Below are 14,951 nucleotides of genomic sequence, written 5' to 3'. Positions count from 1 at the left end.
CATGTTTTGAAGCGCATTTTTTTATGACTGATTTTGAGGATACATTTTCTGATAAAGATCGCTGAATTTTTCTTTAATGGCTTTTCTTTTTAGCTTTAAAGTTGGCGTCAGCAAGCCGCTTTCAATGCTCCAGATTTCCGGTGTTAGCTCGATTCTTTTGATCTGTTCCCAGTGACCGAGATGCTCGTTGATTTTTTTGATGTCGGCCTCTATTTTATCTTTTAGTTCCTGGCTTTGCGCGATTTCCTTGGGTGTTGTTCCAAAGTTCAGGTTGTTTTTTGAAGCCCAGATTTTAGCATATTCAAAGTCTGGCTGTACAAAAGCACACGGCATTTTTTCGCCATCGCCAACCACCATAATCTGCTCGATAAATTTTGAAGATTTGGCTAAATTTTCAATCGTCTGAGGCGCAATATATTTCCCGCCGCTCGTTTTAAACATTTCTTTTTTACGGTCGGTGATCTGCAGAAAACCTTCGTTGTCCAGATGACCGATATCTCCGGTTTTAAAAAATCCGTCATCAGTAAAAGCTTCGCGCGTCTGTTCCTCATTTTTAAAATAACTCTTGAAAACCGACGGACCTTTCACGGTAATTTCGCCGTCTTCCTGAATTTTCACCGTGAGATTATCCAAAGGGTGACCCACAGTTCCCACCTTCATCTTTTCTACGGAGTTCACAGAAATTACAGGTGAAGTTTCGGTAAGTCCGTATCCTTCCAGAATCGGAATTCCGGCATTTTGAAACATCAGATTTAATCTTGTGGAAAGCGCAGCCGAGCCGGAAACCAAAGTGATGATTTCGCCACCCAAACCTTCACGCCATTTTTTAAATACGAGTTTATCAGCAATAATTTCCTGCAGTCCTGAAGGTTTTGAAACTTCTTTTTTCTTGCTGATCAGCTGCAGGGCCCAGAAGAAAATTTTAGTTTTTAATCCGCCTGCGGTAGAACCTGTTGTATAAATTTTGTCATACACTTTTTCCACCAAACGCGGCACCACGCTCATATAATGTGGTTTTACTTCTTTTACATTTTCACCCATTTTCTCAATGCTTTCGGCAAAATAAATCGAGAAACCGTTGTACTGGAATAAATAGAAAAGCATTCGCTCAAAAATATGGCAGATCGGAAGGAAGCTCAGAACGCGCGTATCCTTATAGTCTAAACTTTTCTTTCGGGGAATTCTGGGAATTGAGCCAAGTACATTGGAAACAATATTTTCATGCGTCAGCATTACGCCTTTTGGCCGGCCTGTTGTTCCGGAAGTGTAAATGAGCGTCGCCAGATCTTCAGTATTGATGGCTTTAGAAAGGTCTTCCACCTCAATCTGTGTAGAATCGTCTTCACCAAGATCGATAATTTCTTTCCAGTTGGCGGCACCTGTAATGTCATCAAAGGTAAAAACGCCCTGTAATGACGGTACATTGCCTTTTATTTTAACCACTTTTTCAAGCAGATCTTTATCAGATAAGAAGCAGTATTTAATCTCTGCATCATTAAAAATAAATTCGTAATCTTCTGAAGAAATACTCGGGTAAACAGGGACGGAAACCACACCGATCTGAGAAATACCAAGATCCATGATCGCCCATTCGGTACGCGAATTGGTGGTGATGAGCGCAATTTTGTCGCCAGGTTTTATGCCCAGTTTTAGCAGTCCGCGCGAGATTTTATTCCCCTGATTCACAAACTCCTGGGTAGAAGTTTTTCTCCATTCACCATTGTATTTGGTGGCAAACATCGTGGTCTGCGGTAATTTTTCTAATACATAATGAGGTATGTCGAACAGTCTTTTTATGGCCATGATCTTAATATATTTTGAAAAATGATTTTAAATATAAGGATTTTATTGCTGACGGTGATGTTTTAATGAGTTTTTTAGCATTTTATTTTAATTTTCAGATTCCTGCAAAAAGTGTATTTTTACGGGTATCTAATTATTATTTTTATGAACTTTAATTTATCCGAAGAGCAGCTGATGATTCAGCAGGCAGCAAGAGATTTTGCACAGACAGAGCTATTACCTGAGGTGATCGAAAGAGACCGCGACCAGAAGTTTCCGACAGAGCAGGTGAAGAAAATGGGCGAGATGGGTCTTATGGGAATGATGGTAGATCCTAAATACGGCGGTGCCGGTATGGATAGTGTTTCTTACGTTTTGGCGATGGAAGAGATCGCAAAAATCGACGCTTCTGCAGCGGTGGTGATGTCTGTAAATAACTCATTGGTTTGCGCGGGATTAGAAAAATTTGCTTCCGAGGAACAGAAAATAAAATATCTTACACCTTTGGCAAGCGGCGAAGTGATCGGTGCTTTTGCACTGTCTGAGCCGGAAGCTGGTTCTGATGCCACTTCACAGCAGACGACCGCGGTAGATAGAGGTGATCATTATCTTTTAAACGGAATCAAAAACTGGATCACAAACGGTGGAACAGCAACTTATTATATCGTCATCGCACAGACCGATCCTGAGAAGAAACATAAAGGAATCAATGCATTTATCGTAGAAAAAGGCTGGGAAGGTTTTTCAGTTGGTCCGAAAGAAGATAAACTCGGAATTCGCGGAAGTGATACGCATTCTTTGATGTTTAATAACGTAAAAGTTCCGAAGGAAAACAGAATTGGTGAAGACGGTTTTGGTTTCAATTTTGCAATGGCTGTATTAAATGGTGGTAGGATAGGAATTGCTTCTCAGGCTTTGGGGATTGCTTCCGGAGCGTATGAGTTGGCTTTAAAATATGCTAAAACCAGAAAAGCCTTCAAAACTGAAATCATCAATCACCAGGCGATCGCGTTTAAATTGGCAGATATGGCGACACAGATCAGCGCAGCGAGAATGCTTTGTTTCAAAGCGGCTTGTGAAAAAGATGAAGGGAAAGATATCTCTGAAAGTGGTGCTATGGCCAAACTGTATTCTTCTCAGGTAGCAATGGATACTTCGATAGAAGCAGTACAGATTCACGGTGGCTACGGTTACGTGAAAGAATATCATGTGGAGAGAATGATGCGTGATGCGAAGATTACTCAGATTTATGAAGGAACATCCGAGATCCAGAAAATTGTGATCTCGAGAAGTATCTCGAAATAAAATTTGAATATAAAACACAGCTTATGAAAAAATCTTGGGGAATTACCATTGCAGTAGTAGCAGTCATTTTAGCGGCTCTCGTTTGGTACAAATACTTTTTTGTATTTGGGGAAGGCGTAAAATCGGGTTATCTGAATTATGCCATAAATAAAGGATATGTTTTTAAGACATACGAAGGAAAACTGATTCAGGAAGGTTTTGGCCGCGGTAAAACCGGTTCAATAACCAGCTACGAATTTGAGTTTTCGGTTTCAGATCCTGAAGTTTTCAAACAGCTCGAGACCAACAGCGGAAAAATGTTTGATCTGCACTACAAAGAATACAACGGTACTTTGCCATGGCGTGGCAACACAAAATTTGTCGTCGACAAAATCGTAAGCATGAAATAAGAAAAAGGCTCTCATAGTTGAGAGCCTTTTTTTATGGATTAACTTTTTTTCTTTTCTTCACAAAATAATAAACGCCGCCAATAAGTAGAAAGAGTGGCCAGAGAGGAAGGAAAAACAGGAAGATGGAAGTGATGACATGCCAGCCTGAAGAGATAGCAGCTGCAGATTTTCCTCCAAATGTTAAGGGTTCAGATGCGCCAGCTGCTTTGTCTTCGTTTTCATAAAGCGTAATTTCAAGATCACAGAGTGTTTCCGGGCGGTAATTTCCTTCGGTAATCTGGCTGTCTTCGCGCTCAATTTCACCTAAAGAACCAATACTTTCCATTAAATGTTCATACTTTTTCAGCGGAACTTTCACATTTAGATATGCGTATTTCTGATTTCCGTTTTGTGATGACGTACTTTGGCTTTTCAGCAGCGCATCATGCTGATACAGTTCTTCTTTCACCAGTTTTTTCGCCGTTTCTATATCGCTGACTCCGATTTGAAGTTCACCTTTTTTCTTCATATCGCCTATGCGGATTGTTTTCTCGGGCGAAGAAGTTTTTTTTGGATAAATTATTTTAGTTTCCTTGATAATTTTCGGGGGCACAACATTGATCGTAATATTCTGCTTCTCATTTTTCAGAGAATCTGTTTTCTTTTCTTCAGATTTTAATGAAATATTGCCGAGCTTTTCTGCTACAGAATCAATTTTTTTAGAGACAATATCCGGAACTTCTTTCTCGAAATTTTTCACTTTGATAAAAGCCGAATCGACTGCTGAATTTTCTTTTGTTACACTTGATGGAGCATTTTGCACACTTAATGTATCGGAAGTCGGGCTAGTGTTTTCAAAACTTTCTCCAGTAACTTCACCTTTTTTACACATGATAAAACTGCTCATGACGGCAGCCATTACAATAAACTTTTTCATAACTGATTTTTTTGTTGAAGTGAAATTACGTCAGTCTTAAAGCGGTCATTTGTAAAGGCTTCGCAATTTTGCTGTAAAATCTCTACTTGTTGATTTTCAGTTTTTTGTAAATGATTAATTCAGAAATTTTTTATTTTACAAATATTAATAATTGTTAATAAAAAGATTTTGTTGAGTAATCAATAATATTATCTTTGCGTTTTACAAGATTCATCGTGAGAAATGCCTTAATTCTTTTTTTTCTGTCATTTACGTACCTTTTTGCAGGTTGCGGAACTCAGTCTGCACGCACTTTTATGAATGATAAAAATACATCCGAATCTGATCAGAAAACTTCTGTAGCGTTTGAAGAAGTAAGACGGCTTACCACAGAGGTGATGATCGGTACTTACAGAATCGCTGAAAACCTGGAAAAAACCACCAAACTGTACGGTCTGCTGCAGGACAAAAAGTTTAAGAGATCGGCACCCATTCCTATCTTGGAAGATGGTGAATATCTTTTGGCCATTCAGCCAAAAATGAAAAATGAAGTATATGGTGATATTGAGATTTCAAAAATCGTCCGTTCAAAAACCGGTTTTCAGGTTTTCTACCGTGAAGTAAAAAATTCGCAGTACGCTGAAGAAAAGCTTAAAAATCCGGTGATCATTGTGAAAATTAAAGGAGCTGTTCCGGCTAAAGTGGACCTGATCCGCATTTAAAAACTGATAAATTTATCCTTATATGAAGAAAAAATTACTTATTCTTAGTTCTGCCCTTTTGTTTTCTGCAGGCGCTTTTGCTCAGAAAAATAATTGGCAGAGCACTGTTTTGAAGACTGAGAATAGATTACGTGATCATAGTGTACGTACTTCTGCTCAGACTCTTTTTGCTCTTGATCTTTCACAAATTACAGCGCAGCTACATGCCGCACCAGAAAGCAGTTTATTTGGAAAGGAAAAAGGTGTTTTGCTGAGTTTTCCTACCAATGATGGAAGTTTCGCTGCGTACGAAGTTTTTGAAGCGTCTACGATGCACCCGGATTTGCAGAGCAGATATTCTGATATAAAATCGTATGTAGGTTACAGAAAAGGCGATGTGTCTTCTGAGATTAGATTTACTGTTGATCCGTATTTCGGTTTTAATGGAATGATGAGAGATGCTGAAAACATTTATTACCTCGATTCTTATACACAGGACAATAAAGTGTACCGTCTGTACAACAGAAAAAATGCTACATCCAACAGCCAGTTCGATTGTCTTTTTAATACAGAAACTGCCGAGGCTTTAGTCGCTAACAGTAATTCTCAAAAAACGGTGATTGACGGTTTAAAAAGATTATACCGACTCGCAATTACCACAACGACAGAGTATACAGCATATATTGCTACACAGGCTGGCGTAGGAAACGGAACCGATGCACAGAAAAAAGCAGCCGTTTTAGCAGCAGTAAATCTTGCAGTAAACCGTTTGAATCAGGTTTTCGAAAAAGATCTTTCTGTAAGATTTCAGCTGATTGCCAATACAGATGTTTTGTTTTTCATTCAGACCGATACATTTAACGCTTTAGATGCAGGTCAGATGCTGGGTGAAAATATTACGGTTACCAATAACCTTATCGGAGTAGCAAATTACGATCTTGGTCATCTTTTTTTCCAGGCTAATGCTGGGAATGATAATGGTCTGGCCCAGACGCCCTCTGTCTGCAGCAACAATAAAGCGGGTGGTGTGACCGGCTCTGCAGTTCCGGTTGGTGATCCTTTTGTGATTGATTATGTGGCGCATGAAATGGGTCACCAGTTTGGAGCCAACCATACACAAAATAACAACTGCAACAGGAATAATGCGACCTCTGTAGAGCCTGGAAGTGCAAGTTCTATTATGGGTTATGCCGGAATTTGTCCGCCAAACGTTCAGAGTAACAGTGATGCGTATTTTCATGCTGTGAGTATTGCTGAAATTTATACCAGGCTTACAACAGGAAATACATCAACGTGTGGTACAAAAACGCCTTTCAGCAATGCCGAACCGGTAGTAAATGCCGGTCTGGATAAAACCATTCCAAAAAGTACCCCTTTCGTGCTGAATGCAGTTGCGACAGATTCAGATAACGATCCACTCACCTACACTTGGGAACAGACAGATTTTGGTGCTGCCACGATGCCTCCGCTTCCTGCAAATACCGTTGGACCACTGTTCAGATCGGTACTTCCTACAGCGAATTCTTTTAGATATTTCCCGAGATTATCGACAATTATTTCAGGATACAATCCTGCGATCAACACACCGACCGATGTAAGAGCATGGGAAAAGTTAGCGTCAGGAGACCGTATATTAAATTTCTCAGCAATGGTGCGCGACAATAATACGCAAGGCGGACAAACCGGTAGGGACGATGTGAAAATTACTGTAACAAACTCTGCAGGACCTTTCGTTGTAACATCTCAAAATACCGCCGGAATCATCTGGAATCAGGGATCTGCGCAGACGATCACCTGGGATGTCGCCAATACCACTTCAGCACCGGTTAGCACGCCAAATGTTACGATTTTACTTTCAAAAGATGGTGGACTCACTTTCCCCGAAGTGATAGTATCAAGCACGCCAAACAATGGTACGTACACTTACACGGTTCCGGCTGGTTTAGGAACGTTTTCCAATGCCAGAATTATGGTAAAAGCGGTTGATAATGTGTTTCTGAATGTCAATTCTCAGAATATCAGCGTAGTTTCATCAGCAGTAGTAGTTCCGCCGCCGGGAGGAAATCCTGGCACGCCTGGTACGCCGACGCCTTCTCCAATTAAAATTTTTGAAGGCTTAATGATCTATCCAGTTCCTTCGTATGACGGCTATGTGTACATCAAAGCTGATTTCCCGCCAATTATACCACGTGCACCGTACGAAGTGACGTATGAAATCTATTCAATGGATGGCAAGCTGATTATCCCTAAAAAAACGCGCTACATTTTTGAGCAGCATTTAGAAAGAATCAACCTTACTTATCTGCCTAAAGAAACTTATTTGATCCACGTAACGGTAAATGGTGAAAAAATCGTTAAAAAACTGTTGATGTTTAACAACTAAAAACAGTTTTTTCCCTAATATTAAACCGCTCAGAATCTCTGGGCGGTTTTTCTTGTTAAAAGATAAAATGCAAGGTTGTAATATTGATTGACATATAATCTCGTCAGTTAAAATGGTGTACATAAAAATCGATCATTCTTAATTCAAAGAATCAAAATTTTTCGTTTATTAAATTCAGATTAAAATATTAATGAAGAATCTACACACCACAATTCAAAAAAAAAAGTGGTCACAGTTTTGATGTAGAAAGGCGGATTCTAAAAGCAGGAAAATCTCAGATCAGATCATTTTCGCTGCTCATTTACACTTACATCACATTAATATGGAGAACAAAAATTTAATTCAGAAAAGTATTGATACCGTTCGCGTTTTAGCGGCAGATGCAGTTCAGAAAGCCAATTCCGGTCATCCGGGAACGCCAATGTCGCTGGCTCCGCTCGGTCATGTTTTGTGGTCGCAAGTCATGCACTACAATCCTGAAAATCCAGATTGGGCAAACCGCGACCGTTTCGTTCTTTCCTGCGGGCACGCGTGTATGTTGCAATACAGTTTTCTGCATTTAACCGGTTATAAGATCACTTTAGACGACATCAAAAACTTCAGACAGCTGCACAGCATCACGCCCGGTCACCCGGAATATGGTATGACGCCGGGAATTGAAGTGACAACCGGACCGCTGGGGCAGGGTTTTGCCAACGGAGTCGGGATGGGAATCGCCCAGCAATACATGGCCGCACGCTACAACAAAAAAGATTACAGTATTTTCGATTATAAAATCTACACCATCTGCAGCGACGGTGATTTGATGGAAGGCGTTACAGCAGAAGCAGCATCACTCGCGGGCCATCTGGGATTGGGAAATCTTATCTATTTCTACGACAGCAATCAGATTACCATAGAAGGGGGCACAGATTTGGCTTTTGATGAGGATGTTTCAAAAAGGTTTGAGTCGTACGGTTGGCATGTACAGAATCTTCCTGATATCAATGATTTGGATGCATTGTCTGAAGCGATTAAAAATGCGCAGCAGGAAACAGGTAAACCTTCTTTAATTAAAGTGAGAAGTCACATCGGCTACGGAAGTCCGAATAAAGAAAATACAGCAGAAGCGCACGGTTCGCCTTTAGGAAAAGATGAGATCCGGTTGGTAAAAGAAAAATTCGGATTTGATCCTGATAAAGATTTTGATATTTCTTCTGAAGTTTCCAACTTTTATCTTGAAGCCGGAAGAAAATCAGCGGAAAACGAGCAAAAATGGAATGAGCTTTATGAAAATTATAAAAGAGCTTATCCTGAACTTGCTACTGAATATGAAAACATAATTTCCGGAAAATTTTCAGAGGAATGGAAAGAAAAACTTCCTGTATTCGATGACGAAAAACCCGTTGCCACAAGAAAAGCTTCTGGTAAAGTATTGAATGCGATTGCAGAATATCTACCGCAGTTGGTTGGCGGATCAGCAGATTTGTCGCCATCAACCAATACAGTGCTTGAAGCTTTTGAATCTTTTTCTCCCAAAAATAGAGACGGGCGCAATTTTCATTTCGGAATCCGCGAACATGCGATGGGTGCGGTCTTAAACGGAATGGTTCTGAGCAAATATTTGATTCCTTACGGCGCTACTTTTTTGATCTTTTCTGATTATATGCGTCCTCCATTGCGTTTGGCTTCCATTATGAAAATCCGTCAGATTATGGTTTTCACACACGACAGCATCGGTTTGGGTGAAGATGGAACGACGCACCAACCTGTGGAGCAGTTGATCGGTTTGCGTTCGGTTCCAAATATGACGGTTATTCGTCCTGCTGATGCTAACGAAACGGCTCATGCATGGCATGTAGCAATTGAACATACAGACGGTCCGGTCGCACTGGCGTTGACGAGACAGGAACTTCCGGTGATTGATCAGAAGAAATTTGCTTCCGCTGAAAATCTTGAAAAAGGTGCGTATATTCTTTCGGATTCTGAAGGTCAGCCTGATGTTATTTTAATGGCTAGCGGCTCAGAAGTTCAGTTAATTCTGAAAGCTCAGGAAGAATTAAAGAAAAACAATATTTCCGCACGTGTCGTAAGCATGCCTTCGTGGAATTTATTTGATCAGCAAAATGATGAATATAAAGAAAAAGTTTTCCCGAAAGCAATTCGTACAAGACTGGCTGTAGAAGCAGGATCAACAATTGGCTGGATGAAATACACTACCGACGGTGGCGATGTGATCGGAATTGACCGTTTCGGTGAATCTGCGCCTGCCGACGAACTTTTTAAAGAATTTGGTTTCACCGTGGAAAACGTCGTGAAAAAAGCCACTGCTCTGGTTTCAGGGAACAAATAAATTACGGACGATCTATTTAAAATTATTAAAAACTCAAAAACATATTTGATTACAGTCTCATGGAAAATAAAAACGCATTCGGAATGATCGGTTTGGGAACAATGGGTTCCAACCTTTTACAGAATATTGCAGATCATGGTTTCAGCTGCGCCGGTTATGATAACAGCAGGGATAAAGTAGATGCTTTAAATAATTTAGGCAGCGAAAATATTCACGGATTTTCTGATCTTAAAGAATTTACTGACAGTCTTAAAAGTCCGAAGGTTGTGATGATGCTTGTTCCTGCAGGAGAAATCGTTGACAGTGTAATAAACGAACTTTTAGCCGTTTTAGACAAAGGTGACATCATCATTGATGGTGGAAATTCGCATTATATTGATACCGAAAGAAGATCGAAAGAACTTGAAGATAAAGGTTTACACTTTGTGGGAATGGGAGTTTCCGGCGGTGAAGAAGGCGCGCGCCGAGGTCCAAGTATGATGCCGGGTGGCGACGAGGAAGCCTACGAAACTTTGAAACCTATTTTAGAAAAAATTGCCGCTCAGGTAAATGGCGAGCCCACAGTTGCTTTTATGGGAAACCGGTCCGCCGGACATTTTGTGAAAATGGTGCACAACGGAATTGAATATGCAATCATGCAGCTGATTTCTGAGTCGTACGAAATCATGAAGAAAGGCCTTCAGATGAATAACGAAGAAATTCATGCTGTATACAGAAAATGGAATGATGGAAGACTGAAATCATACCTTCTTGAAATTACAACTGAGATTTTTGCCTACAGAAATGAAAACGAGGATGGGCTTTTACTCGATGAAATCAGGGATCAGGCAAAAGCAAAAGGTACCGGGAAATGGACTTCTCAGGCTGCGATGGATTTACATTTGCCAACACCTGTGATTGATATTTCTGTATCAATGCGTGATCTTTCTTCGTTAAAGGATCTTCGTGTGGAAGCTTCAAAAATCTATGATGATAATTCCGGAATGGTTTATCAGAAAAGCATTGAAGAATACATTCAGAAACTGGAAGATGCCTTTTATTTTGCCATGGTTTCTGCTTACGCGCAGGGAATGCATCTGCTTTATCAGGCGAATGAAAATTTTAAATATGATTTAAATCTAGATACGATAGCCAAAATCTGGCGTGGCGGCTGCATCATCCGTTCGGAATTTTTGGAGGATATTTATGCGGCATTCAATAAAAATTCAAAACTGGAACATTTGCTTTTGGACGAAAATGTAGCGAAAGAAATTTCATCAACGCAGTCTGGAATTCGCGCGGTAGTTTCAGATGCTGCGCTTCACGGAATTTCTATTCCGGCGTTTTCATCGGCGTTGGCGTATTTCGACAATTTCAGAAATGAAAATATGCCGACGAATCTCATTCAGGCACAAAGAGATTATTTTGGTTCGCACACGTATGAATTGAAAGCCAAAGAAGGTGTTTTCCATACAAAATGGGTGATGGAAAATATTAAGGAATAATTACTTTTAATTTAAGATTAAAAAATGCCGAACACATCCGACAAAAAAATAGAGCCAACGGTGATTATCATCTTTGGCGCCAATGGCGACCTTACGAAACGCAAAATAATACCTGCTTTATATAATCTTTTTCTTGAAAATCATCTTCCGGAAAAGTTTGCCATCATTGCCACTTCACGTACAAAATTCACAGATGAAAAATACCGCAACGATCTTCTGGAAGGTATTAATGAATTTTCACGAACCGGAAAAGCTAAGAAAGAACAGTGGGCAGAATTTTCTAAAAACATTTCTTATCAGGCTGCGGATATCAAAGATGTGGCTTCGTACAACGAATTTCATACAAGAATAACTGAGCTTAAAAACGAGTGGAAAGAAAACCCATCAGTGCTTTATTACTGTGCCGTTTCACCTGATCTTTTCTGTACGATTGCTGAAAATATTTCGAAAAGCAAACTTGAAAACAAGAAAGATTCTACAAGAATTATCATCGAAAAACCTTTTGGAAAAGACCTTGGGTCGGCAAAAACATTGAATGAAGACTTGCTGAATATTTTTGATGAAAAACAGATTTACAGAATTGATCATTATCTGGGCAAAGAAGTAGTGCAGAATGTGATGGCATTCCGTTTTGCAAATTCTATTATGGAACCTTTGTGGAACCGCACGCACATTGAGCATGTACAGATTTCCGTTACAGAAAAGATTGGTGTTGAAGACCGCGGCAGTTATTTCGACCATGCCGGGATTCTGCGGGATATGATTCAGAATCATTTGCTGCAGTTATTATGTATTATTGCGATGGAACCGCCCGTAAATTTTGATGCTGATTTGGTTCGCGACCGAAAAGTAGATGTTTTGAAAGCGATGCGAAAAATTCTTCCGGGAACCATTGATAATATTGCCGTTCGCGGTCAGTACGGCGCCGGTTGGGTAGAAGGAAAGGAAGTTCCGGGTTACCGTGATGAGGTAGATGTTACAGAAGATTCTAATACGGAAACGTACGCTGCGATGAAACTGCACATTGATAACTGGCGCTGGCAGGGCGTTCCGTTTTATCTGCGCACAGGGAAAAGATTATATGAATCAGCATCGCACATCATTATTCAGTTTCGCGAAGTGCCCCACAATATTTTTAATAACGACGAAAGAAATTTACCTAAAGCAAACCGTTTAATTATAAGTATTCAGCCGGATATGGCTATTAAATTTCAGCTTCAGAGCAAAACTCCGGGTCTGGAAATGATGTTGAATACAGTGGATATGACTTTTGATTATTCCGGAAAAGCAAAAACTGAAACGCCTGAAGCTTATGAAACACTGCTGCTGGATGTGATTTTTGGAGATCAGACGTTATTCATGCGTGCCGATCAGGTGGAAGCAGCCTGGGAAGCGGTGATGCCGATTCTCGATTATTGGGAGAAAAATCAGATGACGAATTTCCCGAATTATCCGGCGAACTCGTGGGGACCGGAAAATGCAGAGGCTTTGATCGCGAAAGACGGTTTTCACTGGATTAATATTCCGCATAAGAAAAAATAATGATGAATCTGACGGTTTTAAATGATACCGATGAATTGCTGAATGCCTTAGCAGAACAAATTTGTGAATCAGCGGAAAAAGCCATTCGGGATCACGGAAGATTTGATCTTGTGCTTTCCGGTGGCAGTTCGCCAAAGAAACTTTATGAGTTACTGGCTTCTGAAAAATTTAAAAACAGAATAGAATGGAATAAAATATTTTTCTTTTTTGGAGATGAAAGGTTTGTCCCGGCAGGCGATTCCCAGCGCAATTCTTTGATGGCGAGAGAGGCTTTATTTGAACCGTTGAATATTTGTTCGGAAAATATTTTTGAAGTTGATACCACCGGAACGCCGCAAGAATCTGCTGAAAAATACTGGCAGGATATTTTAAAACATTTTAATGGAGAAGAAGTAGAATTTGATTTTATTCTGTTGGGTTTGGGCGATAATTCTCATACGGCATCGCTCTTTCCGCACACTTCTGTTTTAAAGGAAACTGAAGCAAGTATGAAATCAATTTTTGTAGAAGAAGTGGAAATGTACCGGATTACGATGACGGCACCGCTGATCAACCAGGCGAAAGAAATTGCTTTTTTGGTTTTCGGAAGAGATAAATCTGAAGCTGTTTATCATGTTTTAAAAGAGAAAAATGTTTCAGCAGAAAAATATCCCGGAAGGCTGATTGATTCTGATAATGAAAAAGTACATTGGTTTCTGGATCAGGCGGCCGCTTCGAAGATCGTTTGAAATTTGTAATTCATATATACATAAAAAACCATCAAACTGTGATGGTTTTTTTATGAATATAATATTAAACTAAAGTGAATTTACTTTCACCACATCATGATCCATGTGTTTCTTTTCCAGATTACTGATTTTCTCAATCTGCTGATCGATGTTGAGAACAGTAAGAACCAGCCACGCCAAAGCGAGAAATCCGGCGAAGAAAAGGAACGAAATTTCCCAGCTGAAATTATCTTTGATGGGACCAATTAATGCCGCACCAGCGATAGAACCGGTTGCCCCGAAAGTCATGTACAATGTAAACTGACTGGCCGAAACATTTTTGGAACAGCACTGCATGGCGATGGCAAAGACTCCTATTTTCGCAAACGCATTGAAAAGCCGGTAAGTAATGATAAATCCGTCCATAAAAACGGAATTAGCCCAAACCGATTTAATAAAAACAAGAACCAGAGCCATTCCGATGATGATGAAAAGATAAAGATTGATCATGCGCTTTTTCCCAAATTTTTCGATAAGAAAACCTCCCAAAAGAATGCCTCCAATTCCTCCCACTATGTCTGCTGTAGCAAAGATCTGGCTGTAATCTACATTCGTCCAGCCTGTATTTTTAACGGTAAAAATCGGAAGTAAATGTTCAAAAAAATTATATGCGCCTTGTGTGATAAAAACAAGAAGAACGACAAGAATTGAGTTTTTTAAACTGAAAACTTCAAACAGAGCTTTCAGAATAACAGACCAGTTTGAGATCTGCATTTCCGCAGAAGCGGGAGAAGCTTTTCCAGGTGTAAAAGGCAGGATTTTTTCACCTTCTTTTTCGCGTAAAACAAGCGGAACAATAGTTAAAATAATCACCAAAACACAAATTAGGAGCATCGCCACTTTGAAACTGTACGCATTCAGCGCCCAGCTTCCCAAGGCGAGAGCAAGAGAGCTTCCCAACATTCGGGATCCCTGCATGTAACCGTTGGCACGCGCCTGCTGATCATCAGGAATAACATCTACCGCCATCGCGTCTCCCGCCGCATCCTGAATCGCTCCACAAGAAGACAGAATAAATGCGGCAATATTTAAAGTTGATAAATTATTAAGCGGATCTTCAACGAAAGCAATCCCGATTAAACTGGCAATTAAACCCAAATGACTGAGCAAAACCCAGGGCCGTTTTCTGCCCATCGGAAGGTATGTGTAGCGGTCCATCAGCGGTGCAACCACGAATTTGAAAGTCCAGGGAAGTGAGCAGGCAACGGCAAAAGCGCCGATTTCGCTTACACTTTTTCCTGAAGTTGCCAGCCAGGCGGGAATTCCGATGAAGATCATTCCCTGCGGTAAACCTTCCACAAAATACAGGACGATAAAATTAAAATATCTAAGAAAAGCGCTTTGCGATAAGGCAGGAATTTTCATACAGTT

General features: G+C 40.2%; 11 protein-coding genes. 8 read left to right on the top strand and 3 right to left on the bottom strand.

Translation table 11 applies throughout. The annotated features are described in order from the left end of the window. Positions 1 to 21 precede the first annotated feature (21 nt). Positions 22 to 1,803 carry an AMP-dependent synthetase/ligase gene (locus tag ASG01_RS09715; protein WP_055863168.1) on the bottom strand — a complete coding sequence of 594 codons (1,782 nt, stop codon included), beginning with the start codon at positions 1,801 to 1,803 and terminating at the stop codon, positions 22 to 24. A gap of 144 nt (positions 1,804 to 1,947) precedes the next feature. Here ASG01_RS09715 and ASG01_RS09710 point away from each other — a divergent pair, with 144 nt between their 5' ends. After that, positions 1,948 to 3,087, top strand: coding sequence for an acyl-CoA dehydrogenase family protein (locus ASG01_RS09710; RefSeq protein WP_055863166.1), 1,140 nt, complete (start codon positions 1,948 to 1,950; stop codon positions 3,085 to 3,087). Positions 3,088 to 3,110: 23 nt separating this feature from the next. Continuing rightward, complete coding sequence (locus ASG01_RS09705) at positions 3,111 to 3,476, top strand: hypothetical protein (RefSeq protein ID WP_055863164.1); 366 nt, start codon at positions 3,111 to 3,113, stop codon at positions 3,474 to 3,476. A gap of 31 nt (positions 3,477 to 3,507) precedes the next feature. On the opposite strand, the gene ASG01_RS09700 is transcribed toward ASG01_RS09705, so the two are convergent. After that, positions 3,508 to 4,392 carry a DUF4349 domain-containing protein gene (locus tag ASG01_RS09700; protein ID WP_055863161.1) on the bottom strand — a complete coding sequence of 295 codons (885 nt, stop codon included), beginning with the start codon at positions 4,390 to 4,392 and terminating at the stop codon, positions 3,508 to 3,510. Positions 4,393 to 4,586: 194 nt separating this feature from the next. Here ASG01_RS09700 and ASG01_RS09695 point away from each other — a divergent pair, with 194 nt between their 5' ends. The 6 genes from ASG01_RS09695 to pgl all read left to right on the top strand — a co-directional run bounded on the left by ASG01_RS09695 (position 4,587) and on the right by pgl (position 13,541). Continuing rightward, a complete protein-coding gene (locus tag ASG01_RS09695; RefSeq protein ID WP_131725358.1) occupies positions 4,587 to 5,093 on the top strand; it encodes a hypothetical protein in 507 nt (168 codons plus the stop codon). Positions 5,094 to 5,115: 22 nt separating this feature from the next. After that, the gene (locus ASG01_RS09690; protein WP_055863158.1) at positions 5,116 to 7,455 is read left to right on the top strand and encodes a reprolysin-like metallopeptidase; all 2,340 of its coding nucleotides are present in this window, start codon (positions 5,116 to 5,118) and stop codon (positions 7,453 to 7,455) included. A gap of 322 nt (positions 7,456 to 7,777) precedes the next feature. Further along, positions 7,778 to 9,787 (top strand): transketolase, encoded by a 2,010-nt coding sequence (tkt, locus tag ASG01_RS09685; RefSeq protein ID WP_055863156.1) that lies wholly within the window; start codon positions 7,778 to 7,780, stop codon positions 9,785 to 9,787. Between the two features lie 59 nt (positions 9,788 to 9,846). Continuing rightward, on the top strand, positions 9,847 to 11,271 hold the full coding sequence (gene gndA / locus ASG01_RS09680) for an NADP-dependent phosphogluconate dehydrogenase (RefSeq protein WP_055863154.1): 1,425 nt from the start codon (positions 9,847 to 9,849) through the stop codon (positions 11,269 to 11,271). A gap of 24 nt (positions 11,272 to 11,295) precedes the next feature. After that, positions 11,296 to 12,813, top strand: coding sequence for a glucose-6-phosphate dehydrogenase (zwf, locus tag ASG01_RS09675; protein WP_055863152.1), 1,518 nt, complete (start codon positions 11,296 to 11,298; stop codon positions 12,811 to 12,813). Further along, positions 12,813 to 13,541, top strand: coding sequence for a 6-phosphogluconolactonase (gene pgl, locus ASG01_RS09670; RefSeq protein ID WP_082498340.1), 729 nt, complete (start codon positions 12,813 to 12,815; stop codon positions 13,539 to 13,541). The genes zwf and pgl overlap by 1 nt, the downstream gene beginning before the upstream one ends. A gap of 69 nt (positions 13,542 to 13,610) precedes the next feature. Here pgl and ASG01_RS09665 read toward each other — a convergent pair whose 3' ends face one another. Next, positions 13,611 to 14,945: an MFS transporter gene (locus ASG01_RS09665; protein ID WP_055863150.1), complete on the bottom strand. Its 1,335-nt coding sequence runs from the start codon at positions 14,943 to 14,945 to the stop codon at positions 13,611 to 13,613. Positions 14,946 to 14,951: the final 6 nt, after the last annotated feature.

Origin of the sequence: Chryseobacterium sp. Leaf180 (assembly GCF_001424585.1) — a bacterium.
Lineage (GTDB): Bacteria > Bacteroidota > Bacteroidia > Flavobacteriales > Weeksellaceae > Chryseobacterium.
The sequence above is the reverse complement of the archived record's forward strand: the minus strand, read 5'-3'. Positions and strand labels throughout refer to the sequence as shown.

Excerpts from the sequence above, each read along its gene's own strand:
- zwf (WP_055863152.1), top strand. The coding sequence starts at position 11,296 with ATGCCGAACACATCCGACAAAAAAATAGAGCCAACGGTGATTATCATC.
- ASG01_RS09665 (WP_055863150.1), bottom strand. The coding sequence starts at position 14,945 with ATGAAAATTCCTGCCTTATCGCAAAGCGCTTTTCTTAGATATTTTAAT.
- ASG01_RS09705 (WP_055863164.1), top strand. The coding sequence starts at position 3,111 with ATGAAAAAATCTTGGGGAATTACCATTGCAGTAGTAGCAGTCATTTTA.
- pgl (WP_082498340.1), top strand. The coding sequence starts at position 12,813 with ATGATGAATCTGACGGTTTTAAATGATACCGATGAATTGCTGAATGCC.
- gndA (WP_055863154.1), top strand. The coding sequence starts at position 9,847 with ATGGAAAATAAAAACGCATTCGGAATGATCGGTTTGGGAACAATGGGT.
- ASG01_RS09715 (WP_055863168.1), bottom strand. The coding sequence starts at position 1,803 with ATGGCCATAAAAAGACTGTTCGACATACCTCATTATGTATTAGAAAAA.
- ASG01_RS09700 (WP_055863161.1), bottom strand. The coding sequence starts at position 4,392 with ATGAAAAAGTTTATTGTAATGGCTGCCGTCATGAGCAGTTTTATCATG.
- ASG01_RS09710 (WP_055863166.1), top strand. The coding sequence starts at position 1,948 with ATGAACTTTAATTTATCCGAAGAGCAGCTGATGATTCAGCAGGCAGCA.
- ASG01_RS09690 (WP_055863158.1), top strand. The coding sequence starts at position 5,116 with ATGAAGAAAAAATTACTTATTCTTAGTTCTGCCCTTTTGTTTTCTGCA.
- tkt (WP_055863156.1), top strand. The coding sequence starts at position 7,778 with ATGGAGAACAAAAATTTAATTCAGAAAAGTATTGATACCGTTCGCGTT.